General features: G+C 48.7%; 23 protein-coding genes. 11 read left to right on the top strand and 12 right to left on the bottom strand.

Features of this window, described 5'->3' with window-relative positions; all coding sequences use genetic code 11:
* Positions 1-16 precede the first annotated feature (16 nt).
* From urtB to IXB28_RS08395, 7 genes are all read left to right on the top strand, one after another.
* The gene (gene urtB, locus IXB28_RS08425) at positions 17-994 is read left to right on the top strand and encodes an urea ABC transporter permease subunit UrtB (RefSeq protein WP_215618131.1); all 978 of its coding nucleotides are present in this window, start codon (positions 17-19) and stop codon (positions 992-994) included.
* 53 nt (positions 995-1,047) lie between these two features.
* Entirely contained in the window at positions 1,048-2,154 is a 1,107-nt protein-coding gene (gene urtC, locus IXB28_RS08420) for an urea ABC transporter permease subunit UrtC (protein WP_215618130.1), read from the top strand.
* Positions 2,155-2,219: 65 nt separating this feature from the next.
* Positions 2,220-2,975 (top strand): urea ABC transporter ATP-binding protein UrtD, encoded by a 756-nt coding sequence (urtD, locus tag IXB28_RS08415; RefSeq protein WP_215618155.1) that lies wholly within the window; start codon positions 2,220-2,222, stop codon positions 2,973-2,975.
* Between the two features lie 13 nt (positions 2,976-2,988).
* Complete coding sequence (gene urtE / locus IXB28_RS08410; RefSeq protein ID WP_215618154.1) at positions 2,989-3,699, top strand: urea ABC transporter ATP-binding subunit UrtE; 711 nt, start codon at positions 2,989-2,991, stop codon at positions 3,697-3,699.
* 594 nt (positions 3,700-4,293) lie between these two features.
* On the top strand, positions 4,294-5,499 hold the full coding sequence (gene fmdA, locus IXB28_RS08405) for a formamidase (protein ID WP_215618129.1): 1,206 nt from the start codon (positions 4,294-4,296) through the stop codon (positions 5,497-5,499).
* Between the two features lie 10 nt (positions 5,500-5,509).
* Entirely contained in the window at positions 5,510-5,800 is a 291-nt protein-coding gene (locus IXB28_RS17035; RefSeq protein ID WP_215618128.1) for an FmdB family zinc ribbon protein, read from the top strand.
* A gap of 469 nt (positions 5,801-6,269) precedes the next feature.
* Positions 6,270-7,196 carry a LysR family transcriptional regulator gene (locus tag IXB28_RS08395; protein ID WP_215618127.1) on the top strand — a complete coding sequence of 309 codons (927 nt, stop codon included), beginning with the start codon at positions 6,270-6,272 and terminating at the stop codon, positions 7,194-7,196.
* Between the two features lie 17 nt (positions 7,197-7,213).
* Here the strand turns inward: IXB28_RS08395 and IXB28_RS08390 are convergent, their stop codons facing one another.
* The gene (locus tag IXB28_RS08390; RefSeq protein ID WP_215618126.1) at positions 7,214-8,086 is read right to left on the bottom strand and encodes a metal ABC transporter permease; all 873 of its coding nucleotides are present in this window, start codon (positions 8,084-8,086) and stop codon (positions 7,214-7,216) included.
* A 34-nt stretch (positions 8,087-8,120) separates the two neighbouring features.
* Complete coding sequence (locus IXB28_RS08385) at positions 8,121-8,840, bottom strand: metal ABC transporter ATP-binding protein (RefSeq protein WP_215618125.1); 720 nt, start codon at positions 8,838-8,840, stop codon at positions 8,121-8,123.
* A gap of 481 nt (positions 8,841-9,321) precedes the next feature.
* Between IXB28_RS08385 and IXB28_RS08380 the strand changes: the two genes are divergently transcribed.
* Entirely contained in the window at positions 9,322-10,314 is a 993-nt protein-coding gene (locus IXB28_RS08380; RefSeq protein ID WP_215618124.1) for a metal ABC transporter solute-binding protein, Zn/Mn family, read from the top strand.
* Positions 10,315-10,411: 97 nt separating this feature from the next.
* Entirely contained in the window at positions 10,412-11,530 is a 1,119-nt protein-coding gene (locus IXB28_RS08375) for a precorrin-8X methylmutase (protein ID WP_215618123.1), read from the top strand.
* A 112-nt stretch (positions 11,531-11,642) separates the two neighbouring features.
* Here the strand turns inward: IXB28_RS08375 and cynS are convergent, their stop codons facing one another.
* From cynS to IXB28_RS08350, 5 genes are all read right to left on the bottom strand, one after another.
* On the bottom strand, positions 11,643-12,086 hold the full coding sequence (gene cynS, locus IXB28_RS08370) for a cyanase (RefSeq protein ID WP_215618122.1): 444 nt from the start codon (positions 12,084-12,086) through the stop codon (positions 11,643-11,645).
* Between the two features lie 153 nt (positions 12,087-12,239).
* A complete protein-coding gene (locus IXB28_RS08365) occupies positions 12,240-13,127 on the bottom strand; it encodes an ABC transporter ATP-binding protein (RefSeq protein WP_407659183.1) in 888 nt (295 codons plus the stop codon).
* A gap of 2 nt (positions 13,128-13,129) precedes the next feature.
* Positions 13,130-13,969, bottom strand: a complete 840-nt coding sequence (gene ntrB / locus IXB28_RS08360) for a nitrate ABC transporter permease (RefSeq protein WP_215618121.1) — start codon at positions 13,967-13,969, stop codon at positions 13,130-13,132.
* 40 nt (positions 13,970-14,009) lie between these two features.
* Positions 14,010-15,647 carry a CmpA/NrtA family ABC transporter substrate-binding protein gene (locus IXB28_RS08355; RefSeq protein ID WP_215618120.1) on the bottom strand — a complete coding sequence of 546 codons (1,638 nt, stop codon included), beginning with the start codon at positions 15,645-15,647 and terminating at the stop codon, positions 14,010-14,012.
* A gap of 182 nt (positions 15,648-15,829) precedes the next feature.
* Positions 15,830-16,600 carry a response regulator transcription factor gene (locus tag IXB28_RS08350; RefSeq protein ID WP_215618119.1) on the bottom strand — a complete coding sequence of 257 codons (771 nt, stop codon included), beginning with the start codon at positions 16,598-16,600 and terminating at the stop codon, positions 15,830-15,832.
* Between the two features lie 263 nt (positions 16,601-16,863).
* On the opposite strand from IXB28_RS08350, the gene IXB28_RS08345 reads away from it, so the two are divergent.
* Positions 16,864-18,078, top strand: coding sequence for a PAS domain-containing sensor histidine kinase (locus tag IXB28_RS08345; RefSeq protein WP_215618118.1), 1,215 nt, complete (start codon positions 16,864-16,866; stop codon positions 18,076-18,078).
* A gap of 452 nt (positions 18,079-18,530) precedes the next feature.
* Here IXB28_RS08345 and IXB28_RS08340 read toward each other — a convergent pair whose 3' ends face one another.
* The 3 genes from IXB28_RS08340 to IXB28_RS08330 all read right to left on the bottom strand — a co-directional run bounded on the left by IXB28_RS08340 (position 18,531) and on the right by IXB28_RS08330 (position 22,355).
* Positions 18,531-20,153, bottom strand: a complete 1,623-nt coding sequence (locus IXB28_RS08340) for a CmpA/NrtA family ABC transporter substrate-binding protein (RefSeq protein WP_215618117.1) — start codon at positions 20,151-20,153, stop codon at positions 18,531-18,533.
* A 306-nt stretch (positions 20,154-20,459) separates the two neighbouring features.
* The gene (locus IXB28_RS08335; protein ID WP_215618116.1) at positions 20,460-21,626 is read right to left on the bottom strand and encodes an acyl-CoA dehydrogenase family protein; all 1,167 of its coding nucleotides are present in this window, start codon (positions 21,624-21,626) and stop codon (positions 20,460-20,462) included.
* Positions 21,627-21,812: 186 nt separating this feature from the next.
* Positions 21,813-22,355 carry an OsmC family protein gene (locus IXB28_RS08330; RefSeq protein ID WP_215618115.1) on the bottom strand — a complete coding sequence of 181 codons (543 nt, stop codon included), beginning with the start codon at positions 22,353-22,355 and terminating at the stop codon, positions 21,813-21,815.
* Between the two features lie 277 nt (positions 22,356-22,632).
* Between IXB28_RS08330 and IXB28_RS08325 the strand changes: the two genes are divergently transcribed.
* Positions 22,633-23,103, top strand: coding sequence for a nuclear transport factor 2 family protein (locus tag IXB28_RS08325; protein ID WP_215618114.1), 471 nt, complete (start codon positions 22,633-22,635; stop codon positions 23,101-23,103).
* Between the two features lie 234 nt (positions 23,104-23,337).
* On the opposite strand, the gene IXB28_RS08320 is transcribed toward IXB28_RS08325, so the two are convergent.
* Both IXB28_RS08320 and IXB28_RS08315 read right to left on the bottom strand, forming a co-directional pair.
* The gene (locus IXB28_RS08320) at positions 23,338-23,931 is read right to left on the bottom strand and encodes a TetR/AcrR family transcriptional regulator (protein ID WP_215618113.1); all 594 of its coding nucleotides are present in this window, start codon (positions 23,929-23,931) and stop codon (positions 23,338-23,340) included.
* 416 nt (positions 23,932-24,347) lie between these two features.
* A complete protein-coding gene (locus IXB28_RS08315) occupies positions 24,348-25,757 on the bottom strand; it encodes a multicopper oxidase family protein (RefSeq protein WP_246559699.1) in 1,410 nt (469 codons plus the stop codon).
* Positions 25,758-25,891: the final 134 nt, after the last annotated feature.

The raw sequence follows: 25,891 nt of genomic DNA, 5'->3' as shown, positions 1-25,891 counted from the left end.
ACCCTACTGTTTTCCCATGCTAGCCTTTGATCCATCTTCAGTTTTTCTATCTAACCTTTTGCTAGCCCAGGAAGAAGCTGAAGCTGCAACTGGCGGACTCGATATTGTCACCCTACTGAACCAGGCCCTCAACGGCGTTGGTATTGTTGGCATTTTGTTGCTAACAGGCCTAGGGTTGGCCATTACCTTTGGGGTCATGCGCATCATCAACCTGGCCCATGGTGAATTCATTATGCTGGGGGCCTATGTAACCTTCGTGTTTCAAGATGCCTTTGGCATGGATTTGTTGATGACAATTCCCTTTGCCTTTTTGGTCACGGCCATAATTGGAGCGGTGGTGGAATTGACCATTATTCGTCGACTCTATGGCAATCCCCTAGAAACGCTGTTAGCCACCTGGGGACTCAGTATTGTTCTACAAGGTGTGGTCAAATTAATTTTTACCGCCCAGCTCAAATATGTAAAAGCTCCGCCTTATTTATCTGGTAACTTGCCATTGCTCTCTGACGATAGCGGTGGCGCTCTGATTTCTATCTCCTACTACCGGATGTTTATTATCGTAGTGGCCTTAGCGCTGCTGGGGGTAACTATGTATTTGTTTTATAAAACCTCCTGGGGACGACAGATCAGAGCGGTTACCCAAAATCGTGACATGGCTAAATGTCTGGGGGTTAATACAAAGCTAGTTGACATGGGTACCTTTGCCTATGGCTGTGGGTTAGCGGGGGTGGCCGGTGCGGTTATTTCTGCCCTCAAAACCGTCGCCCCGCCCATGGGTCAAGATTATTTAGTCGATGCCTGGATGGTGGTGGTGACAGGCGGTGTGGATAAACTGATTGGGGTGTTGGCAGGCTCTCTTTTAATTGGTGAAGCCAATGCTGTCATTGCCTTTATCCTCAACGACCCCACTGCTCGGGTCATTGTTCTAGCCGCAGTGATTGTCTTAATTCGATATCGCCCCGAAGGCTTATTTACGATTCAAAAACGCTCATAGCCTCCCGTTAGAAAGGCACGTATTGGTTTAACACGTTATTAGGAGGTACGGTCATGGCAAATGCAGTCATGGGATATAAACAGTCATCGTTTCCAACAAAGTTGGCTGCCATCAGTGGGATTGCACTACTTATATTTATTATCTTGCCCTTTGTATTTGGGGATTTCCAGCTTTCGTTGATGTCTAAGCTGTTGTTGTTTGGCTCTTTGGGCATTTCCCTGGACCTGGTGTGGGGATTTACAGGCATTTTAAGTTTTGCCCACGGGGTGTTTTTTACCCTGGGTGGGTATGCGTCGGCCTATTACCTAAAGCTCAATCTTTCGGCGGCTTCCAACACCTACGGTGGCGAACTGCCTGACTTTATGGTCTGGAATGGGTTGGAAACCCTTCCCTGGTTTATTGCCCCCCTCAAGTATTTCCCCATTGCCCTGGTGGCAACGGTGGCAGTCCCTGCATTATTCGCCTATATCTTGGGATATTTCATTTTTCGCTCCAAAGTGAGCGGCGTTTATATCACCATTATTACCCTGGCGATTTCTTCGGCACTGACCACGTTTTTTGTTAGTCAGCAGGCCTACACAGGGGGCACCAATGGGATTACGGACGTCAGTAAATTAAGCTTCTTAGGCTCTCCCATTCCCCCCATTGGTCTTTATTTTCTAATTTTAGCCTTTACGGTCTTTGTGCTGGCCTTGAGCTGGTGGCTGACCCAGTCTAACCTGGGGCTGATTTTACGGTCCATCAATGAGAATGAGAAACGCATTGCGTTTCTTGGCTACGATGTTGCCCAATTTAAGATCTTTATTTGGACTCTATCGGCAGCCTTGGCAGGCATGGCCGGTGGTCTTTTCGTCCCCTTAAACCAGTTTATTTCGCCCGTATATCTGGCCGTTGCCTTTGGTACCCAGGTGGTGATTTGGGTGGCCATTGGGGGCCGAGGCACATTGGTTGGGCCGCTGCTCGCTGCCATTCTTTTGGGGCAGGTCCAGAACTATGCAGAAAAAGTAACCCAAGACTGGCAGCTGGTCATCGGTATTTTGCTGTTGGTGGTGGTTTTGTTTATTCCCAATGGCTTGATGAGCTTATTGCCGAAGCAGCTGAGCTTGGCCAATTTGTCCAAGCCCAAACTGCTGAAAACTCCCGATGCAGTCAAAAACTAGTTCCCTAGGAGGAGCATGTCATGGAAGCAGTTTTATCCGTTAGAGATACAAAGATGGATGGAAAGATGGAATCGGTTTTATCTATCAAGGACTTAAATGTTGTTTTTTCAGGCTTTAAAGCGTTAAGTGGCGTCAGTCTGGATGTTTATGATGGTGAAATTGTCACCATTATTGGCCCCAATGGCGCAGGTAAAAGCACATTGCTGGATGCCATTGTGAGTAAATCTCCTGTTTTTTCAGGCCATATTTACTATCAGGGCAAAGATATTACCAATAACAGCCCCCATGATATTGCCCGCATGGGCATTGGGCGCAAGTTTCAGAATCCTAATGTCTATAACGAGTTAAGCGTTTTTGACAACATTTTGTTGGCCCTGAAGGGTACCCACGGCATTTGGGCCTCCATTACGGCCAAATTAACGAAGGAAAAAAAGGGTAAGATTTTTGATGTTTTATCTAGAACAGGCCTAGTAGACCAGGCATTTGAACTGGTATCGTCCCTGTCCCACGGCCAAAAGCAGTGGGTTGAGATTGCCATGGTGTTGGCGCAAGATCCATCGATTGTGTTGTTAGATGAGCCCACGGCAGGGATGACGGCGGATGAAACCTACATGACGGGTGAAATCATCAAGAGTATTTCTAAATCTCACTCCGTCGTGGTGATTGAACATGATATGGAATTCGTTAAGCAAATTGCGGAACGGATCGTTGTGCTCCATCAAGGCCAGGTTTTAGCAGAAGGGTCTGTAGAAGAAGTTCAAAGCAATCCTAAGGTGATAGAGGTTTATTTAGGCCATGAGACAATTAAAGCCACTGCCTGAAATCGGTAATGTAATGACGACTAAAACATTGCTCGACATGGTTAACGTCACGGCTGGATATGGGCAAACGCCCGTCCTCTTTGATGTGAATATGTCGGTCAACCAAGGGGAAATTGTTTGTTTATTGGGTCGTAATGGTGTGGGTAAAACGACACTTTTGCGCAGCATCATTGGCCTAAATCCACTGACCAAGGGCAGTATCTCCTTTGATGAGACTGACATCAGCAAAGTTCCAACGTTTAAACGCGCTAGGAAGGGCATTGCCTATATTCCCCAGGGTCGTGAGATTATCCCTTATTTATCGGTACTAGATAATTTAAAGATGGGCTTTAGTGCCAGTGGGAAAAAGGGCAATCGCATTCCCAGTGAGATTTTTGATTTCTTTCCCATGCTGAAAGAACATCTCAATCGTCAGGGAGGATTACTCAGTGGTGGTCAGCAGCAGCAGCTTGCGATCGCACGCGGGGTCATGTGCAATCCAAAAATCATGCTGCTAGATGAGCCAACTGAAGGGATTCAGCCCTCCATTGTGCAAGAAATCGAAGAAACGCTCAAACGGATTAACCAGGAAAAGGGCATCACCATTATTGTGGTGGAGCAAAAAATTGAATTTGCTCGCAAGCTAGCCCAGAAATTTTTCATCATGGAAAAAGGAGCCATTGTTCAGAAAGGAACAACTGAGCAGTTAACCGATGACTTGCTCCATCGTTATTTAGCGGTCTAAATCTCACTTTTTTAAGTTTGCAACTATTGCATTAGAGCTAATTTATCCATCAAGCGTCTCCGGCTAGGATGAGTTCACTTCATTTCCTGGTCAAAGTCTCCTTTAGTTTTACTAAGGAGACTTTTTCGTGTTTAAAGCTTAGGTTAGCTAGATTTTCGGTATTCTTACGGATAAATTATTTCCCTAGTAGCTGTTGTTACATATATTGTCTCTAAATAGACCTATTATCCAATCGAATGAAGAGTTTACCCAAGTATAGAAGTCGTTAACTGTTTCGCAACAGTTAGGGTTTTCTATATACCTATGAAAGTTCCTATGGGCTTGGGGCCAGTGCCAACTTCTGTTACCTGTCAAGGTGGGACTGGAACAACTTGTTCTGATTTTGTAGTTTGTCACAGATATTGTTCAAACCGAATAAACCATCTCTATGTTTCAAACTAGAGTTTTTTCAGTAGAGAAATTACTGTTTCCAACTTGGACATGGTTTAAGCGTTTGCAAATTCTTTGAAGTGTCTTCAATAGTCGGCATTTTAGAGCATTTAATGCCTGGTTCGATTTAACGTAAACACCTTAGCTGGTCAAGGAGATAACACTGTGCCTGAGACTCTATTTAAAGTGGATCTAACGAAATCCATGTCGGAGCAAGAGTTGCCTGGTCATAATCGGTGGCATCCTGAAATTCCGGCAGTAGTCTCCGTAAATCCAGGAGATGTTTTTCGCATTGAGTGTAAAGACTGGACCGATGGTCAGATAAAAAATGATGATAGTCCCGACGATATTCGGGATGTCGATCTAACGGTTGTCCATGTCCTGAGTGGGCCGATTTGGGTAAATGGAGCTGAGCCGGGAGATATCCTGGTGGTTGACCTGGTGGATATTGGCGCCCTGCAGGGGGATGAATGGGGCTTCACCGGCATATTTGATAAGAAAAATGGGGGTGGCTTTTTAACCGATCACTACCCTGAATCGGCCAAGGCCATCTGGGATCTCCAAGGGATTTATACCTCTTCACGACATATTCCCGGTGTTAAGTTTGCTGGGATTACCCACCCTGGTCTCATTGGCTGTGCCCCCTCCCATGAACTGCTAGCCAAGTGGAACAAGCGCGAAACAGAATTAGTCAATACTGCCCCTGACCTACGCACCTATGGTGCGGGGCTATCGGGCAATGACCCCGTACTGGCGGCGTTACCCAATCCAACTAACGCTATTTTGGGTACATTGCCCACCGCTGACTATGATCGGGTAGCCGCTGAAGCGGCAAGAACAGTCCCGCCCAGAGAACATGGCGGCAACTGCGATATCAAGAACCTGTCCAGAGGAACTCGGATCTATTTCCCCGTTTATGTGGAAGGGGCCAAGCTATCCATGGGGGACATTCACTTCTCCCAAGGGGATGGTGAGATTTCCTTCTGCGGCGCCATTGAGATGTCTGGCTATATTGACCTACACGTAGACATCATTAAAGGCGGTGTGGACAAATATAATATGGTCAATCCCATTTTCAAGCCAGGTCCTGTGGAGCCTCACTATTCGGAATATCTTGTCTTTGAAGGCATTTCCGTAGATGAGTTTACTGGCAAGCAGTATTATATGGACGTCCACATCGCCTATAGGCAAGCCTGTCTAAATGCCATTGAGTATCTGAAGAACTTCGGATTTACTGGAGAACAAGCGTATCTATTGCTGAGCTGTGCGCCCGTAGAAGGCCGTGTGAGTGGCATTGTGGACATTCCCAATGCCTGTTGTACCTTAGCACTGCCCACCGAAATTTTTGACCAAAATATTTTACCTACTTGAGGTGATAGTGATGCCTTTGTATGATTACACCTGCTCCGACTGCGGAGATTTTGAAGTGTGGAGAAAAATGGCAGAGGTTAGCAACCCCATGCCCTGCCCCAAATGTGACACTGTTGCTAAGCGCATTTTTACCGCACCTAACATTAGCCTCAACAGTGCTAGTTTAACGTCAAGGATAAAGGGGAGCTCTGAACCTCGTTTAGTGCAACGTCGTCAAGATGCTGCACCGTCTCCCCGTAAAAATCAAACGGTGCCAGGGGGTAGACCGTGGATGCTTGGCCATGCACAGGAAAGGTTATGATGGGTGATTTTGATAGCCTGTACAAGGCAACAAAAGTCTAATGATTTTCCCAGCCTAAGGGCTTGTTAAAAATTAAAATCATGGCCTTTTTGCTTGAAAGCGTGACTTAAAAGCCTTTGGGGATTAAGCCGTGAATTAGTTTCCTAACAGCCCCTAATATATTGACCCATGGTATAAAGAGCGCAGAATCAGTGGTGGTAAACAGTCACTTTTATTCTGCGCTCTTATTAATCTTCCCAGTCCATTTTTTTAGCTTATCCTCAAGCTCTGGGGCTGAGACCTTATCCAAGGAAGACAAAAAACCTAATCTTCTATTTTCACCAGATCCTAACTGACAGCGCCCGATATCCCAGGGCATCCATGGGGGATTACACCGGGTAGAATTTTCCATTTTGAATCGGGTTTATTGCATGGGGATTTAGGTAAATTGGGTGGCGATTGAGCATTATATTTGAGCCCTTGCTTTTTGATGGATAGGTCTAAGCTCAGCCATATTGAAACGTCCGCATTAATTGCCTTTATTGAAGTTGCAGAACGAGGCAGTTTTACCAACGCCGCTGCAGCGCTTAACTTATCTCAACCAACAGTAAGTCAACAGATTAAGCGCCTAGAGCAAATCGTTGGCATCAAATTGTTGCATCGTCGCTCCAATAAAGTCTATTTGACCCAGGCGGGTGAAGCCTTTATCTCCTATTGCCAAACAGCGCTAAGGAACATCGAAACAGGCATGTCCTTAGCGGTTCAGTCGTCACAAACGTTGGTGGTCAAGGTGACACTTGGCTTGACTTGTTTTAATACCCAGCGCTACCTATCGGAAATTTTAAAGCTATCCCATCAGCGAAATCCCAATATTAGTGTAGATATCATTGAGTATTCTACGGATGATCTGATCCGAGGACTACAAAATCAAACGATAGATCTGGCTATTTTTTCGTTGCCGGTCCCAGCCAAGCTGTTTCAGTTTGAAGATCTGTACGAAGAACCTCTATTGTTAGTTGTGGCCTCAACCCATCCCTTAGCGTCTGCCAAAAAAATTACCTGGCAAGATATGCATGGTCAGGCTCTCATTGTGCCTCGGCAGGAGACTGATTTTGGTATTCGCAACATTATTGAAAAACTATATCGGACCCATCAAATTAAGATGGGAAATTTTATTGAAGTCAGTGGGTGCCAGTCACTACACCAGTTTTTATTATCTAACAGTGGGTTGGCGTTCCTTCCCCTGTCCCAAGTGCAGAAGGATTTGGAAAATGGTTCGATGGTGGTTAAGCAACTGCCGGAGCTTTCTTTGACCCATAGGGTCGTGCTCGCAACCGACCCCAGATATCCCCTTAGCCCTGCGGCAAAAAATCTGATAGAGACAATGCAAATAGTTATTCAAACCCATGGCCACTAACTATTTGCAAGTTGTCATTAGCTAGGCATCGATAGGCGCGATCGCATGTGTTTTCGCCAAAAGCTCACCAGTAAACCTTCGGACGGACTGAAGAGAAAGGCTAAACAGAAAAAGCAAAAGGCAACGAGGACAATCGTGGCTCCAGATGGCGCATCCAAGTAATAGCTGAGGTACATGCCAATCACACTGGACAGCGACCCGATGATGGAACCCACCCACATCATTTGGTGCAACTCTTTGACCAGCAGATAGGCAGTCACCGCTGGGGCCACCAGTAAAGCCACCACCAGCAGCGCACCCACCGTGGGTAAACACACAACAATTGTCACAGTCATGGCAATAATTAGCGATGCATTATAAAAATGCACCGGCATGCCGCTGGCCTGGGCCCCTTTTGGGTCAAAGGTATAAAATAATAGTTCCTTAAAAAACAACCGCATCAAGGTAATGGCAACCACCGTCACGGCTAGGGTCCACCACACCTCTTTCATGGTCACCCCGAGAATATTGCCGAACAGCACATGCAAAAGGTCGATGCGATTCGCGCCTGGAATGATACTGACCAGTGTCACACCAATGGCAACAAATGAGGTCAAAATTAAAGCCATGGCGGCATCCGTTTTCACCCGCGATCGCGATTCGATCAAATAGAGCATCAAGGCACTAATCACCCCGGCAATCAAGGCCCCAAATGATAAGGCGATACCAACCACGTAGGCAATGGGCAAACCAGCCATCACCGAGTGGGAAATGGCATGGGCCAACATGCCCATCTGCTGCACAATCATGTAGCTACCCACAACCGCACAGAGAATGCCGAGCAAAATACCCAGCATTAATGCACGTTGCATAAAGGTCAATGACAACGGCTGAATGATCCAGTCCAACATGGAGCGGTTTGTATCCTCTTAAGGTTGAAATAGCCTAAGCAAAAACTCGGGTGAGTCCCCGACCATAAGCCCGCTCTAAATTGTCGGAGGTGACAACTTCATGGCGCGTTCCTTGGGCAATCAAACGCTTATTGAGCAGCAGCAGCTGATCATAAATAGCTAGGGAGTCCCCTAAGTCGTGGTTAATAACTAGCAATGTTTTACCCGCAGCTCGTAGCTCCTGAAAGACATCAAAAATAATGTCTTCGGTCTTGCGATCAACCGCCGTAAACGGCTCATCAAAAATTAAAAGCTCAGCTTCTTTGGCTAATGCCCGGGCTAAAAAAACGCGCTGTTGTTGCCCCCCCGATAATTCACCAATGGGGCGATGGCGCAATTCATACATCCCCACCCGTTCGAGCGCAGTGCGGGCCAGATGTTTGGCCTGACGACTAAACTTGTTAAAGAGTCCAGTCTGAACAGTCTGGGCCATCATCACCACATTCCACACTGTTACCGGATAATCCCAATCGATGTAAGAACGCTGGGGCACATAGGCGGTTTTAAGCAGCTGACGCTTGAGAGATATGCCCTTAAAACGAATCACCCCTTGAGTGACAGGCACTAAATTCAAAATAGCTTCGACCAAAGTACTTTTACCTGCACCATTGGGGCCAATAATGCCCACCAGCTGACCTGCGGGGACAAAAAAGCTGACGTTGTGAAGGGCAAGGGTGCCTCGGTAGTCGATCGATAAATTCTGAATTTCTAGCATCGGCCTAAACCATGGGTAGGGGTGAGCACAAGGCAATCTCTCAACTATTTTGCAGGGGGGGTGCGCGCTTAAATGAGAGGGGATAAACCGCGACAACTTGGCAATAAGTGACCTAACTATTTGCTTAAAAAATCTATGGTGTGAATGTTGTGGCTAAGACCTAAATGCGATAAATCTGATAAGCAAGATTGAAGGTTGACACCAGTGTATAGGTTAGCTATATAAATGTCTAGGTAAAATGTTTACGTTTGATGTTGTGTTTTGAACAGTTCTGTCCCTACGCAGGCTGAGCTTATGGCAATATCGACGTTTTCAACGTATAAAAGCGTACGAAAAAAGACTCCCCCGTATTAAATTTCATCAATCTTTTCAGGGGAGTCTTAAAAAATTGTTGAGCCGACTGCACAGTCGCAGGTGGGCGGTTGCTTTCCCCCACGCTTTCGACTGTTTTTGGTAGAAAATCCCCCATAGAGGCACCGCCATGGAGCAATATTTTTCACAAGGCCACGGAGTTGTTTCAGGCGCGCTGGCCCTGCTAATTGGCCTGGCAGGTTGTACTGGTTCCGCCCCCACAACCAACCAACCGGAGGCCGCAACAGCTCCCAAGGATGGGGTGGTCGATGCGTCCCAAGTCGATGTGATTGCCTCCTACAGCGTTATTTGCGACATTGCCGCTCAAATTGTTGCGGATGCCGCCCAGCTAAACTGTTTAATTCCCTCCGATCAAGATCCCCACACCTATCAAGCGAAACCCTCCGACCGCGAGGCAATCGACACGGCTGATTTAGTCTTTTATGCAGGTCTAAACTTTGAGCCGGCGATTATTGATATGGCCACAGCGTCTGATTCGGAAGCCCCTAAAATCGCCTTGCACGATGAAGCGGTGCAACAACTGATTGAAGTGGTTGACGATGGTGAGGTTAGTCCTGATCCCCATATCTGGCATGACATCGAGAACGGATTAGCCATGGTCAACATAATCCGGGATAACCTGGTAGCCGTTGACCCTGACAATGCTGATGCGTATAGCCAAAACGCTGAACAACTGGCGGATGAGTTACAAACCTTAGATGCCTGGATTCCAGAACAAATTGCCACCATTCCAGCATCCCAACGGCGCTTAATTACCACCCATGACGCCATGGGATACTACGCCCAGGCCTATGGCTTGACCGTCGAAGGAACATTGCTGGGGATGTCAACGGAAGAGCAACCCACCGCCACCCAGGTTAACGTTTTAGCCAAATCAATTCGCGACAAAGCCATTCCCACCATTTTCGCAGAACTCACCGCTGACGACCGCGTACTAAAAACCGTAGCAGGCGAGGCCGGCGTCTCTATTTCAGAAAAAGTCTTACTAGCGGATGGCTTAGGCCCAGCAGGCACTCCCCAGGGGACCTATACCGGGATGTTGGTTTATAACACTTGCACCATTGTGGAAGGGCTAGGGGGAAAATGTGCACCGACGCCCTAAAGGGTTTTCTATTCTGTGCGATATGACAACAGCCACAACGAACAAAAAGTGCTAGAGTCAACCTTAACATTCCTGTAAATGTTAAGGTTGTTTTTCCATGACCCAGACCAAGCCGCAATTGACCATCAAAGAGTTGACTGAAACCGTTGGCGGTAAAGTTACACCACGGATGGTACGCCACTACCATCAGTTAGGGTTACTGCCCCAACCTAAGCGATCGCGCGGCAATTACCGGCTTTATGATGATGCCGATGTGCAACGGTTGCGGCGGATTATGGTCCTGAAGCAGCAAGGGTTCCAGCTTAGTCACATTCAGCAATTGCTCACCGCCAAGCGGGAAGAGCCAACGAATTCGACGGCCGTAATGGAGCAGTTGCAACAACATTACCAAACGTTGATGCGACAGCTCGTCCAGTTGCGACAAACCGCCATGGCCGTGGAAGGCATTTTAGGCCGGGACCAGGGTTGCCAAACCGTCCAGACCAAAGCTTTAGCACAGCTGCGGATTTTAGAAGTTGAAGCCAACGAGCTAGCCACCCATCGGGTTTGGGACGAGCTCGACTGTGCGGCCCACAATCATCCCGAAAACTTTCAACAGGCGCTAACACACCTGTTGCCCGATCTCTCAGAACGATCGGAAATTGAGGTCGATTTGCTCACCCAAATGGTTTTAGCCTGTGGTGATGTGAGTTTGGTGCCCTTTGTGCGTCTGAGTTTTGATGCGCTGAAGGCGGCCCGTGACACCTTAAAGCAAGGCTGCACTGTGGTGGGCGATATCCCAGCAGTCGTGACCGCCCTCGACCAAACTCGGTTAGCCCATTTAGGCTGTTCTGTGCAAACGCTAATCGATAACCCCCACATCAACAGCGCGGCCGAGGCAGAACAAACATTTTGGCAACAAGACCAATGGCGTTCCAGGCTATCTGATTTGCCAGCCAGGTGTGTCTTGGTCATTGGCTACGCCCCCTCTGTGTTGATCGCTGTTTGTGAGGCGATTGAAACACAGCAATTAAAGCCAGCGCTCGTGATTGGTCTACCCATCGGGTTTAGCCATGCCCCTGGAGCGAAGCGGCGTTTGCAGCACAGTGGCATACCGTTTATCACCACGGAAGGCACCCAGGGTGGGGGCTTATTAGCAGCCGTAGCGCTTAATTCCCTGGTGGCAACATTGATTGAAAAGCCCGATTGCCACTGCTATCTCAAGGGTCTCCATTGACAAAAAAAATAGCGTCCTTAGATATACTAAAGACGCTGCTGCTTTAAGGTGGGAGTCACCTCAAAATTGTAAGAGTGAGAGTCTAAACGGGAAAACTTCTAAAGAAGAGCAGTTACCACTTCTTATAAGGCAAGAACTTACCGCACATGATGATCTTGACTCTATCGCCCTTAGGATCTTCTTCCTTCTCCACATCAATGGAGAAATCAATGGCACTCATGATGCCGTCGCCAAACTGCTCATGGACAACAGCCTTTACAGGCACGCCATAGACTTGCATGATCTCATAGAAGCGATAGATCAGCGGATCGGTGGGCACTAGGGGATCCAGACCGCCCTTCATGGGGCATTCGGTCAAATACTCAACAAATTCTGGCCCCATGCCCAGGGCTTCAACAATTTTCGTGGCTTCTTCTTCAGAGGCGCTGGCCTGACGGTAAAGGACTGAGGCGATCCAGACTTCGTCATAGCCTAGCTTAGACTCAAGATCAGCAAATGTCAGACCTTTCTCTTTCTTTGCGGCAAGAAATTTTGCAGAAATTTCGGGAATAGTCATAAATTACCTCTTGACTTCAACAATTAAAAAGGAAAACGAGCTGTTAAGAAACTACTTCACGAGTTAATCCTAGAAGGCTTGTTAAGCCATGAATTCAAGGAACAAGACCATGATTTTAATTTTTAACAAGCCCAAACGCTTACTGGACAATCGCTATCGTATACGCGACTCTTCTACGGCCCGGGTCTCACGGAACAGATGACTTTCCATTTCAGCCTTCAGATCGTGATATGCCGGATGCTGATCGATGGTGTTGCGATCGCGCGGACGGGGAAATGGAACTTCCAGGATTTCGTCGACGCGGGCAGCGGGACCTCGGGTCATCATCACAATGCGGTCAGACAACAACAGCGCTTCTTCAATGCTGTGGGTAATCATAATTACCGTTTTGCGCTGCTGCTCCCAAATGCGCTCGACTTCGCTTTGCAAAAAGCCACGGGTCAAGGCATCTAGGGCACCGAAAGGTTCATCCATCAGCAAAATCTGGGGATTAATCGCCAACGCTCGGGCAATGCCCACCCGCTGACGCATACCGCCCGACAGTTCGTGGGGATGCTTTTTCTCTGCACCTTCCAAACCGACTAGCTGAATCTGTTCCTTAATGGCCCGATTGATTTGCTTAGGAGACAGCTTAGAAAATACGGTCTCCACCGCAAAGCGGATATTTTCTTCCACCGTCATCCACGGCATCAGGGCATAGTTTTGGAATACCATGCCTCGATCTGGCCCTGGTCCCGTAATCGGAGAACCGTTTAGAAGGATCTCCCCTTGGGAAACGGGAGACAACCCAGCCACCATATTGAGCAATGTGGATTTACCACAGCCCGACGGCCCAATAATCGAAACAAACGTATTGGGCTCAATGTCTAAACTAATGTCCTCAATGGCCACAAAGTCTCGACTTGTTTTGCCCGATAGCTTACTAAAGATATCTCGCTTACCCGCAAACACCTTGGTGACGTTGCGAATGGAAAGCTGGGCTGACGGAAACTCAGGTTCAGGAGACACGGCACCATTAGAGGAATAATTGACGGAAGCAATGCTCACGCTTTACGACCAAATGCAACAAATTTTTCCAGGGCACCAAAAATGTTATCCAAAATTAGCCCCACCAGACCGATGATAAAAATAGCTACCAGGATATTGGGAATATAGAGGTTGTTCCACTCATTCCAGATAAAGTAGCCCAGACCCGTTCCCAACAACATCTCAGCGGCCACAATCACTAGCCATGAGATCCCCATACTGATCCTTAAACCGGACACAATATTGGGTAAAGCAGCGGGAATAATCACCTTGAAAATAGTGCGTATCCTAGAGGCACCCAGGGTCTTAGAGACATCGAGATATTCGGGATTCACATTGGCCACACCAAAGGCGGTGTTGATCAATGTGGGCCAGATGCTAGAAATCAAAATAATAAAGATGCCAGTTTTTTCTGAATCCCGAAAGATGTACAAACCCAGAGGCAGCCAAGCCAACGGCGATACGGGCTTTAGCAACTGCACGTAGGGATTGAACGCCTTGTAGGCGATGGGTGAAATCCCGATGAGAATACCCAGGGGTACTGCGATCGCAGATGCCAAGAAGTAACCAATGGCCACCCGCCGGAGACTAATCAACAGATTCCATCCAATCCCAAGATCATTGGGTCCATTATCAAAAAATGGATGGGTGCTCCACCACCAAAGCTCTTGCAATGTCTTAGACGCTGTGGGCATCCCCTTAGCAAACAACTTTAGGTTGGCACCAATCTCCCAAAACAAGAGAAACAGCACCAGCGAAATAATGAATAGACCCAACGCCTTAACATTTTCGTTAAGCCATGGGGCGCTACCATTAGCACCCTTTGTTTTAGTCAATGTTGGCTGACTCACGGCCATGCAGTTTATGCCTCCAAGCTTTGCAACTATTTAGCCACGGTTAAACACCATTTTTATCGATTTGTTCTTTAACATAGGCTGCTGGATCAGCAGGGTCAAAGCTATCAAATTCGAGGGTTTCCGTCCGGTAAATATCACCAGGAGGATTCAAACCAACTTCCTCGGAAAGTTCCCTTGCCAAGTCGGTCAGGAAGATATCCTTACCCACCTGGTCATAGGTGTCGGAGGTAATCACCTGGGCGGCCTTACCATCCCCTTGGAGATCCCAACGCACTAACTGGGAAGAAATCCAGTTGGCAAAACTCTGCCAGGGATAGGGATCAAAGTCGATTCGATCGGGCACATTTAGGGTATTGCCCTGGCCATCATCAAAGTTACCCGTGAGCACCGCTTCAACAACCTCAACGGGCTGGTTAAGGAACGCTCTCTCAGAGATTGCCTTAGCAATTTCAGGACGGTTAGCCGGGTCTCTGGCGTAGCCAGCGGCCTCGATGATGGACTTGTTTAGGGCCCTAAAGGTGTTGGGATTGGCATCAATCCACTGATCGCTGGCGGCAAAGGCACAGCAGGGGTGACCGGGCCACAGATCTTTCGTGAGCTTGAAGATAAAGCCTGCCCCTTCATATACGGCCCGCTGATTAAAGGGATCGGGCATGAGATAGGCATCGATATCTCCAGCCACGAGCTGGGCAATACTATCCGGTGGGGGAACCGGGCGAATCTTCACATCCACATCTGGATCGATGCCGCCGGTGGCTAGGTAGTAGCGCAGCAACAGATTGTGCATGGAGTAGGGGAACGGCACACCGATGGTAAAGCCCTTAAAGTCGGCGGGGCCATTGATCTTGCCCTTATATTTCTCGGCGACGGTAATCGCCTGTCCGTTAATATTTTCAATGCTGGCTAGCTTCACCCCAAAGGAAGCAGAGCCCAGACCTAGGGTCATGGCAATGGGCATGGGGGCCAGCATGTGATAGGCATCCAGCTCTCCTGCAATGGCTGAGTCACGCACCGCACCCCAGCTAGGCATCTTCACCACTTCCGCGTTAAAGCCATACTTGGAGTAGAAACCCAAGGGCTCCGACATAATAATCGGAGTGGCGCAGGTAATGGGAATAAAGCCGATTCTGAGATTTGTTTTCTCTAAACCAGAGGTATCCACCGGGGCCGCCGCATCTTCAACGGCAGCTTCTTCTGGCTTGCCGCCACAGTTGCTGAGGGTCACTAGGGCCGCACCAATGGCCAAATTCTTCAAAAACTCTCGTCGAGTAAACTCACTGTTGCGAATGGCATCGGTAAAGAACATGCCGGCCTGGGGACCAAAGGCAGCGGAAAATGCGTTTTCAATGCCACCGGCTTGCTCAGCTAAGGCAAGTACCAATTTTTCTCGTTTTGGATCGCCCCGCCCCGCTGCTCTGAGCAACAATGTTTTGCGAAGCTCATAGGCGTTGACGGTATCTGCGGCCCGCAGCTGCTCATCTTTGTAGAGCCCCATCTTGACGACGTCGCCCACCATATCCACCGGATCCTGGGGCATTGTCTGGAGAAATTCCCAGTGGGACATTGTTAGGTGAGCCCCACCACAGATGATGCAAGCCATCTGAAAATCGGTGAGATTGCCGCGATCGCAATTCAGATTATCCCATTTCTGATCGGTTTGTGTAGAGGGTAAAACCATAGAAATCCTCACCTTAACTAACGTTGGCCGAGACTATCGATTGCTGAGTGCCTAATGATATTCACGGGATTCGATAATGTAATTTATACCAATCCCTATCCGAGATTACATCGGATTATCTTTTGAAAAACTAGGACTTTTTAAGTTCGTTTGTTGTTTAGAGGGCTATTTTGTCGCGGTTGTTACGAATTGGGCTGACTCCGCCACACCTGGGGAGTGACACCATGGAGTTTACGGAACTGTCGAGTAAAGTAACCGGCATCGGCATAGCCAATACTGCCAGCAATTTTTTTAATCGATTCCGCCGTATTCTGCAACAATTGACGGGCCTGGGCCATGCGCCGTTCAATAATCCACGCTTTCACCGTTCGTCCCGTCTGACTCTGGGCTAAATTTGTCAGATATGCAGGGGAATAACCCACCGCCTGGGCAACATCCGTGAGATTAATTGGGCGCTGGTAATTGGCCTCAATAAATTCAAACACCGCCGTCAGCCGAGGACAGTCAGGAAAAATCGTTTCCGACAGAATAATGCCGTCTTGTTCCTGGTTCAAAAGATGCTGTAGCCCACGCTTCAGCGTTTCATGGCGCTGTAGGCGAGAGGCAATGGCATCCAGAAAATTTTCCACCGTGCAGGGTTTAGTCAAATAATCATCGGCGCCCAAGGTCATGCCCTGACGCAGATCGCTCATAGCCACTTTAGCCGTTAAGAAAATAAACGGGATCGAGGCTGTCGTCGGATCTTGTCTCAGGCGAGCCAAGACCTCGTAGCCATCCACATCCGGCATCATAATGTCACAAACTATTAAATCAGGCAGATGTTGCCGTGCCAGTCTGATACCTGTTGAACCATTAGCCGCGCCAATCCCCTCAAACTTTTCAAATTTCAAACATCGGAGAAAAATTTCCCTTGTTTGGACCTCGTCTTCAATGACAAGAATCGTTTTAACCATGGCCCTGACCATCTAGGATGGAGAGTAAGATAATAATCCTTAGGAGCTTGCAAAAAACTACTTCACGGTTTAATCCGAAAAGGCTTGTTAATCCATGATTTCAAGGCATAAAACCATAATTTTATTTTTTAACAGGCCCTTAGCCTTAAAAAAAGCTAAAAGCAGTAGCGTTCCCAGGAAACATATTTTATAGACACCTATTAGAGGTTTACGGGTTTTAAGAATTCACCGTGGTGTAATGCACTACAGTCTTGAACAACTTTATGAAATCACAGGATTCCACTAACCTTTCCGATCATCAGGCCCTTGAGGCCTTACGCCGACAGCATCAGCTCATTCTGAATGCGGTCGGAGAAGGGGTTTATGGGTTGGATTTATACGGCAATGTCACATTTGTAAATCCAGCCGCTGCCGCCATGATCGACTGGGAGATGGAAGACTTGATTGGTCAGTCGATGCATCGGGTACTGCACCATTCCCACGACGATGGCAGTCCTTACCCTAGGGAAAATTGCCCGATTTATGACGTGTTCCAAAAAGGCCATACTCAACGGGTCACCGACGAAGTTTTTTGGCGCAAAGATGGCACCTGTTTTCCGGTCGAGTACATCAGCACCCCCATGTGGGATGACGCTGGACGCATGATTGGCGCAGTTGTTACATTTCGTGATGTTAGCGAACGCAAATGGGCTGAGGCCATCTTGCAACAAACCAATGAAGACTTGGAACTCAAGGTGCAAGAACGCACCGCTGAGCTTTATACCGCAAACCAACGACTACAAGAGCTGAGCAATCTAAAGTCCAGGTTTGTATCCATGGTTTGCCATGAGTTTCGCAACCCGATGAACAATATTGCCCTGTCGGTATCGTCTTTGAATCGCTATGACGAGCAACTATCAAAGGATCAGAAAAGTCAATATCTTTTAGATATTAAAGAGAATGTTGAGCGCATGACCCAGATGATCGATGACATTTTGGTCCTGGGGAAGCTAGAGGCCAAACGTCTGTCCTTGAATCCTGAACCCTTGAACCTGGTGGACTTTTGCCGCAATTTGCTGTCAGAGCTGCCATCGGAAACTGGACAGCTACAGTTTACGGGGCGGCATAAGCCCCTGATTGCCAAACTCGATCAGACACTTTTGCGTTCAATTTTGACCAACATTTTGTCCAATGCGGTTCGTTATACGCCGGATCGCCAGCCTGTTTGTTTATCTTTATTCCGCCATCGAGATCAGGCGGTGTTTGTGGTCAAAGATAATGGTCTGGGGATTTCGCCGGAAGATTATCCCCATTTATTTGAACCCTTTCATCGGGGAAAAAATGTGAGTAATATTCCAGGGACTGGTTTGGGCTTGAGTATTGTTAAGCAATTTGTTGACTTTCAGCAGGGAGATATTCAGGTGAAAAGTCAGTTGGGGGAAGGAACCACGTTTAAGGTGAGGTTGCCGTTGGCGTTGAGGGAGACCCATCTCGCCTGAAGATTTGATGGTGGCTATCTTGGCAGGCAGGAGCGTTGCATGTTCACCAGATAAAATCGGGAAGGCTTATAAACTGAATCGAGAGCTGATCGGAGGAAGCCAAAACCGGTTGCTTGGGGTCCTTCCGTGTTCCTTTTCCGGAAGTAGTCAAGTTATCTCCTTAGGCACACTGGGTTTCCCCATGGCTAGGGCCGGAAGGCCGCCCTAGGATCCAGCCTACTTGGTTATGCCCAATGGCTACAAAGGGGTTACGGCGGGGTCGATTAATCAGGTTTTCGCATTGTTGTTTGGCACGACATTTGATAAGGATATTCCGAAAACTAGGCATAGCCTACCTTCAAGTAGAGTATGCTTCAAACAATCTTTCAATGCCTTCAGATTTGCTTCTGTCCAAACAACAAAACAGCCCTACCTTTTGGGAGGGAAACCTCTCCCAAAAGGACGATTGGGTTTTACACCCCAAATTTATCTATTTGCTCCTTTAAATACTCGTCTGCATTGTTGGGATCGAAATCGCCGAATTGCATTTTCTCAATGCGTGAGATTTCATCGGGGGCATCTACGCCCAGTTCATTGGCTAGTTCTCGGGCCAGGTCGGTTAGGAAGAAATCCTGACCACCCCCGGTTATCTGATCGGCGGAGGTGTAGTCCCAGCGCACTAGCTGGGTGGTAATCCAGCTGGCAAAACTCTTCCAGGGATAGGGGTCAAAGTAAATGCGGTCGGGAATATCTAGGGTATTGCCTTGGCCATCTTCGAATTTGCCGGTCATCACCGCTTCTAAGACGGGTAACGGCTGGTTGAGGTATTCCCGGGGGGCAATGGCGGCGGCAATTTCTTTGCGGTTGGCGGGGTTGTTGGCGTAGGTGGCCCCATCGATGATGGCCTTGTTCAGGGCGCGGAAGGTGTTGGGGTTCTCATCGATCCAGTTTTGGGCGGCGACAAAGGCGCAGCAAGGGTGGCCGGCCCAGAGGTCCTTGGTGAGCAGATGGATAAAGCCGATGTCGTCCTGAACGACGCGCTGGGTAAAGTTGTCGGGCAGGATAAAGGCATCGATTTGGCCGGTGGACATTTTTGCGATCGCATCCGGCGGCGGCAAGATCAATAGCTTCACATCATTGTCAGGGTCCAAACCACCCGTGGCCAGGTAGTAGCGCAACAACAGGTTGTGGTTAGAATAATCGTAGGGGATACCAATGGTCATGCCCTTAAAGTCAGCCGGTCCATTCACCGCGCCCAGGTGCTTCTTCGCAACGGCAATCCCCTGACCGTTGTTGTTCTCAATGCTGGCCAGCTTCACAGAAAATGGGGTGGAGCCCAGCCCCAGGGACATGGCGATGGGCATGGGGGCGAGCATATGGTACGCGTCCAGCTCCCCGGCAATGGCTGCATCCCTCACCACGGACCAGCTCGCATACTTCATCAGCTCTACATCGAGGCCGTACTTCTCATAAATGCCCAACGGCTTCGACATAATAATGGGCGTGGCACAGGTGATGGGGAGAAACGCCACCTTTAGACTAGTTTTTTCTAAGTCTCCAGTCGATGGGGTATCTGTTGGTGCATCTTCAGTGGGCGTCTCTGCCACATCAGGAGAGGAGCCACAATTAGCGAGGGTGACCAATGCGGCACCCACCGCAATATTTTGCAAAAACTTACGCCGTGTTACCTGGCTCAGCCGCTTAGCGTCCGTGAAAAACTCTCCCGCCTTGGGCCCAAAGGCGGCACTAAAGGCCTGGTCAAGGCCACCCGCCAGGCCAATTAAATCTCGCACCAGCTTTTCTCGCCTGGGCTCCCCCTTACCCACCATGGAGACAAACAGCGCCGTACGCAGCTCGGCCTGGCTAATGGCATCGGCGGTCTCAATGGCCTCAGGCTTATACATCCGCATCTTGACTAGATCGTCGATCAGGTCAGCCGGACTTTGGGGCATGCCCGCGTCAGCCATTAATCGCCAGTGATCCTGGGTAGAGTGGAAGCTGCCGCAAATAACGCAGCGTGTGGCGATAGTCCTCGCATCTCCCTGTTCACAGGAAAGATTGTTCCACTGGCGAGACTGACTGGGAATCGATACCATAGGGCCGTTTTTGATAGGGGCTTTTCTGCCCACTATTAGAACGGTTATTCCAAAAGATTTTTGTGCAATCTAATACCGTTTAACAGAGCTTAATTCCTGTTGTAAGCAATCTTTTAGAAACTACAGGAAGCTATTAATGTAAGTTGGGTTATCCCATTTCAACATTGCTCACACCTTGCCAATATTCAATCAGCCCAACCTGGCCAAACGCCCATGCCTACCGTATAGGTTGGGTTGCAGAGATATTAATTCGGTCGTAAATATCTCGATTTTGGGCAACCCAACCGACATTAATGGCGTCTGTATTTACGCCACCGGCAACGCGGTTTCCTTCATATCCGCCAACATTTTCTTAAGATGTTTTAACGCCGGTGTAACAATGGCCACAAAATATGCTTCCCGCAGTTTGCGCTCCGGGGCACTGCCATGGACATAGGCCCTAGCTCCGGCATGGAGCATGGCCGCCTGGGAAGACCGCAACGAGAGTTCTGAGGCGGTTGCCCGCGCTTGAATAATCTCACGGGTTAGCTGAGGATCGGCCACCCCAGTGCAAGCATTTAGCTGATCCGCCAAACGATAGGTGCGTTGGCGTGCCATTTCTAAATCAGCGCTAATATCCTCTGCCTGGTCATCCAAATAACAGTTCACATGGCCCAGACGTTTGTTGGAGCGCCGCATCAGCTCAATGCAGCTATCGGTTAGACCCAGTCCCATGCCCACCTGGGTCAACATAAATCCAGGGCGAATGCAGGCCACATAGTCTTCACAGGGGGCCGCCAACACCCATTCATCGGGCACAAACGCATTGCGAAACACACAGCTATAGGTGCCAGTGCCTTCCAGGGCAATAAAGTGGGCATTCAGCCGTAGCGACATGCCTTCTAGATCATCGGACACAATGGCCATCATGTACTCTTCCGAGTCCGCCATTTTAGCCGCAATACCAAAGTAGTGGCCCGGACCCAGATTCGAGACCCAGGGCAACATGCCATTGACCACATAGCCGCCATCCACCCGCTGCGCCTTCAGGGCAATTTTCTCAATATCCGCAAAGTGTTTCATCGGGTTAGACAGGCCCGTGCCCGCAAGGGCCTGCCCCGTCGCCACCTTCGGCAACATGTCAGCCTTTAGGGCCGTATTGTTAGTATTTTCCAAGTACCAGGTACAGGCCACCTGACACCAGGCAATAAACCCAGTGGAAAGACAATCCTTAGAGATTTCTTCAATGCTTTGAACCGCCGCCTTCAGACCTTTGCCAGAGCCTTGAAAATCTGTCGATACCGCATGGGAAAATGCGCCAGCTTCCCCCAGCTGATGCATAATCTGTTCTGGAAATTCTCCCTTGAGATCAATGTCTTGCACCTTGGGGGTGAGCACCTGGTTGATAACCGTGCGCAGGTTAGCAATGGCTGGATCTAGCTCCAAGGTGCCTAAAGATGCCCGGCGATCTGACGATTTTGAAACGGTTTGCATGGCGATGCTGATGACTATAAAAGAGGTTTGATAATGCTGGGCGTGATGATCTCTGGGGCGCTGGTTTCGGCTCCGCTTAACCAGCTATATTTCGACTCCGCTCAACTGCCTTGAGGGTTGAACGGAGTCGAAACCCGGATATTAAGCGGAGCCGTTTATTTAACTAGCTTAAAGTAACAACCCAACCTAAACCGTCGAAACGGATACCGGCATGGGGTTGCTCAAGGTGGCGGACACAGGCGACCAGGTATTGGCGTGGGTCACCATTTCTTCCAGGACGGCCTTGTCAGCGTCACCGTCGATGTCCACCTTTACCCGCACATCGGTAAAGCCAATTTGGGGCTTTTCCAATTCTCCAGTGCCCCAGGTGCTGACAATATTAATGTCCCCTTCCAAGAAAATTTCCAGCTTAGTCAGGCTGACACCCTTAGCGGCTGCATTGGCCTGGATGCCTACGACTAAACATGATCCCAGCGCACCCAGCACAATTTCCGATGGGTTCGGGGCGGTGTTGTCCCCCAGGAGAACGGGGGGTTCATCAATAACAAATGGGTCTAGGTCACGGGCATAGTTCACACTGCGAAACTTGCCAGTACAAACGGTCTTAACTTTCAGCGTTTTATCGGCGGGGTTGGCTTTATTCTTAGCGGCCAACTCGGTCAGGCCATCTTGGGGAATGGGCGTCAGGGGTACGGTAACCTCAGCGCTGACGGTAGTTGCTTCGGCCATGGGTCTATCCAAATAGAATGATCACTCTATTTAAGATACAAGAAACTTCTAGGAGGTGAAAGGTTAATGTTACCGAACGGTAAGAAATCCCATTTCCGACCTGTAATATTCGGGTCGTCTGTCCCAGATATCGAAGGGCATCTACAAAATCTCGCATTAGGCATGGGGTATCTCAAAAAAGTCCTAGTTTTCCAAAAGTTCGTCCCATGCAACCCATAACATTGCCAGGTATAAGTAAAGCATTCCACCCCATGACAGATTATTAGGGTTTTAGTCTATGGCAGCTCAAAAACTGGTTCCTCCATTTACCCGTGAGATCGCGATGAAGAAAGTTCGGATGGCGGAAGATGCCTGGAACAGTCGCGATGCCCAGCGGGTGTCCATGGCCTATTCAGAAAATAGCCACTGGCGGAACCGGGCTGAGATTTTCCAGGGGCGGGCGGCGATTCGAGAGTTTTTGACCCGTAAGTGGGATAAGGAACTGGACTATCGGTTAACGAAGGAGATGTGGGCCTTTAGTGAGCGACGCATTGCGGTGCGGTTTCAGTATGAGTGGCACGATGATGCGGGCCAGTGGTTTCGGGCCTATGGCAATGAGAATTGGGAATTTGATGATGATGGTTTGATGCGCCGTCGGGAGGCGAGCATTAATGATAAGCCGATTACGGAAGAGGAACGTCGGTTTTTCTGGCCTGCGCCAGGGCCTCGTCCTGAGGATGATCCAGGGCTGATTGATTCTCCTGAATAGTGATGTGAGATCCCGTGTAGGGGTATGGCCCACCATCCAGCGAATTAAAGCCAGCAAGTAATCTCCTAATGGGAGGCATTCCGACTTTCATCCCCTCTTGGGAGGGGTGCCCAAAGGGCGGGGTGGGTATCGATCGCCAGCGCTAACGCCCCCCCCCCGGAGCCCCTCCCAGGAGGGGATTTGGTTATCTATAACTGGCTTAAGTTCTACATTTATTGCCCTACATTTCTTTGGCTAAGAGGGCACCATCGCATTTTTTAATGTCTGCCGCGCTAGGTCAAACCCACGCTTCATTCGGGCCTCGCTGCGGTGTAGTTTGCCCATGAGCATGGCCCCTTCGATGGCAGTGATGATTTGTTCGGCCAGGTGCTCTGGGTTTATGTGATCTTGTAGTTGGGGTTTTGCTTGCCGTAGGGTTTGTGCAATAGCCCCCTCCCATTTGCTAAATATTTGCATTAGGTGGTCGCGAAAGGAGTCGTCCTGTTCAACGAGATCCACAATTAAGTTACCGAGTAAGCAGCCCCCGCACTTCGGTTCTTTGAGCTGCTTTGCTTCGAGTCGATCTAAGATCCAAAAAATCTGCTCGATGGGGTCATCACTTTGGGAGAGGGCGGGCTCTAGCACGTTTGCCTGGAGCTGCGACCATTCGTAGTCGATTAAGGCATGGCCCAGCTCATGTTTTGATTGAAAATAGTTGTAAAAACTCCCCGACGAGGCCCCGCTAACTTTAAATAGTTTGCTTAATCCTGTCGCTGTCAGACCCTGGCGATGGACCGTGGTAACCACGGATTTTAAGATATCCTCACGGGTGCGTTTGAGGTTGGCCATGACAGCTTCAGGGTAACAGGCTTACCCAGTATATCTTTCTGCCTTGGGATTTTTGGTAGCCCTAAGCAAAGTCGAACGGTTTTATGCATCAGGACGATGCTTTAAACATAAACTAGCCGGATAGTAAATCTTGCTTCGTAGATGTTTTAGATCACACGTTTGATCAACTAGGTGGTGATCCTAATTAGTTTTCAGATATCGAGGCCCCCTCTTCCCTTTCTTGAATGCCCCTTGGGCTATATTCTGGGGGAAGCTAGACTCAAAGCCCCCAGAATTGGGGGTTTGGGGGCAAAATCTGCGAAGTAAAACTGCTTATTTGTATCTTATAAAAGATTGAGTTCACCCACTTACTTTACGTCTACTGATTTCAATTGCCTTTAGTTATTCTCTAATTTTATCAACTCCAAAAACAACCTCTAAGAAATCTCTAAAATGCCCATCATTCCTTGATCTTCATGGTCAAGAATATGGCAATGATAAACGGTGCGCCCAACAAAGTCTTCAAAACGCACTCGAATAGTGACGGTCTCGTACCCCTTGATACTGACCGTATCTTTCCAAGATAGAAGAGTTTCTGGCTGGCCATTGCGTTCAATCACCTGAAAGCGATTGGTATGCAAATGAAATGGATGATCAATACTGGCTTGATTAACAATTTGCCAATCCTCCACCTGATTAAGCTTCACCTTTGTATCTACACGGTTCATGTCAAAGGATTTACCGTTGATAATAAACCCATTCATGCCTCCGCCAATGCCATGGTTCAATACAAATTCTCGAGTATGATCCGGTGCTGGCAGTGGTTCAACAGAAATTAACTTTTGGGGTAACGGTAAGGGCTCAGCATACGTGCCTGATTGGTAGCGGAGAGTGGCCAATGTAGTTTCCACTGGCTGAACCACCCCCGACATTTGTTCAACAGCCGTCCCTAACGATGACACCATATCGCTCATGCCACGGTCATAGGGCAGGCTAATCAGCCGATAGTCTCCAGGGGCTTGTTGTCCTGCAATTAACAAGTCTGCCCGTTCACCAGGCGATAACCGCAGAGTCTCCAGTGGGGTAGGTGCTGAAATGGCACCTCTATCCGTTGCTATCAAAAACCAGGGATGATTCTGTAACTGTAGTTGATAAATCCGAGAGGCTGACGCATTGATTAACCGCAATCTTAGCAAGCCATTCTGCGGCATCGTGATGACTGGATTATGCTGACCACTCGCTAGTAGGGATGACCCTTCTCGGCCCCATTTTTTGCCCAGAGAACTGGGTTCTGCTGGCTGACGTGTAGGTTCAAAGTCCTGCAATAGCAAAAGGGTTTCATCTGCTTGCTGCAGTTCAGGAATCTCGTCTAGATCACCTCGAATAATGATTGGGCCTGCTAACCCACCAAAGACTTGTCGAGCGACGTCCAGGTGATAGTGGGGATGATACCAGGCGGTTACGGCTGGATGATTAGATGGAATTTGAAATTCGTAGGTGTAGCGTTCACCAGGGGCTACCTCTCGAAATACATTGTCAGTCTCGGGAGAAAGATGTAACCCGTGGTAGTGAAGATTGGTGGGCGTCTCTAGCTGATTGATTAGGGTTAAACGAACGGTATCGCCAGCACGGGCTTCTAGAAGCGGCCCTGGGACCTGGCCGTTGTACGCTAGCACCCGAGATCGTTGACCGGCAAGCGTTTGACGCTCAGCTTGAGCTGTTAAGGATAGTTCTAGTAGGCCATCCTGGCTAGAAACACGATTAACGATGGGACGGCGCGCACATTGAGAAACCAATGGCGCACTTGCGGCGACAGCCAAACAGCCTAAAAATTGACGACGGTACATACGGTTACATGGCGAGTAAGATTTTCCATAGTTCACGCTTTTTATGTAAGCATCCGTTATGAACAATACTCCGGACAGAATTAGGATACTAGAACCCCATAATCACAAAGGCTTGAATAGTTGGGGTGTGATTT

Source organism: Leptothoe kymatousa TAU-MAC 1615 (genome assembly GCF_018739865.1).
Classification (GTDB): domain Bacteria; phylum Cyanobacteriota; class Cyanobacteriia; order Phormidesmidales; family Phormidesmidaceae; genus Leptothoe; species Leptothoe kymatousa.
The sequence above is the reverse complement of the archived record's forward strand: the minus strand, read 5'-3'. Positions and strand labels throughout refer to the sequence as shown.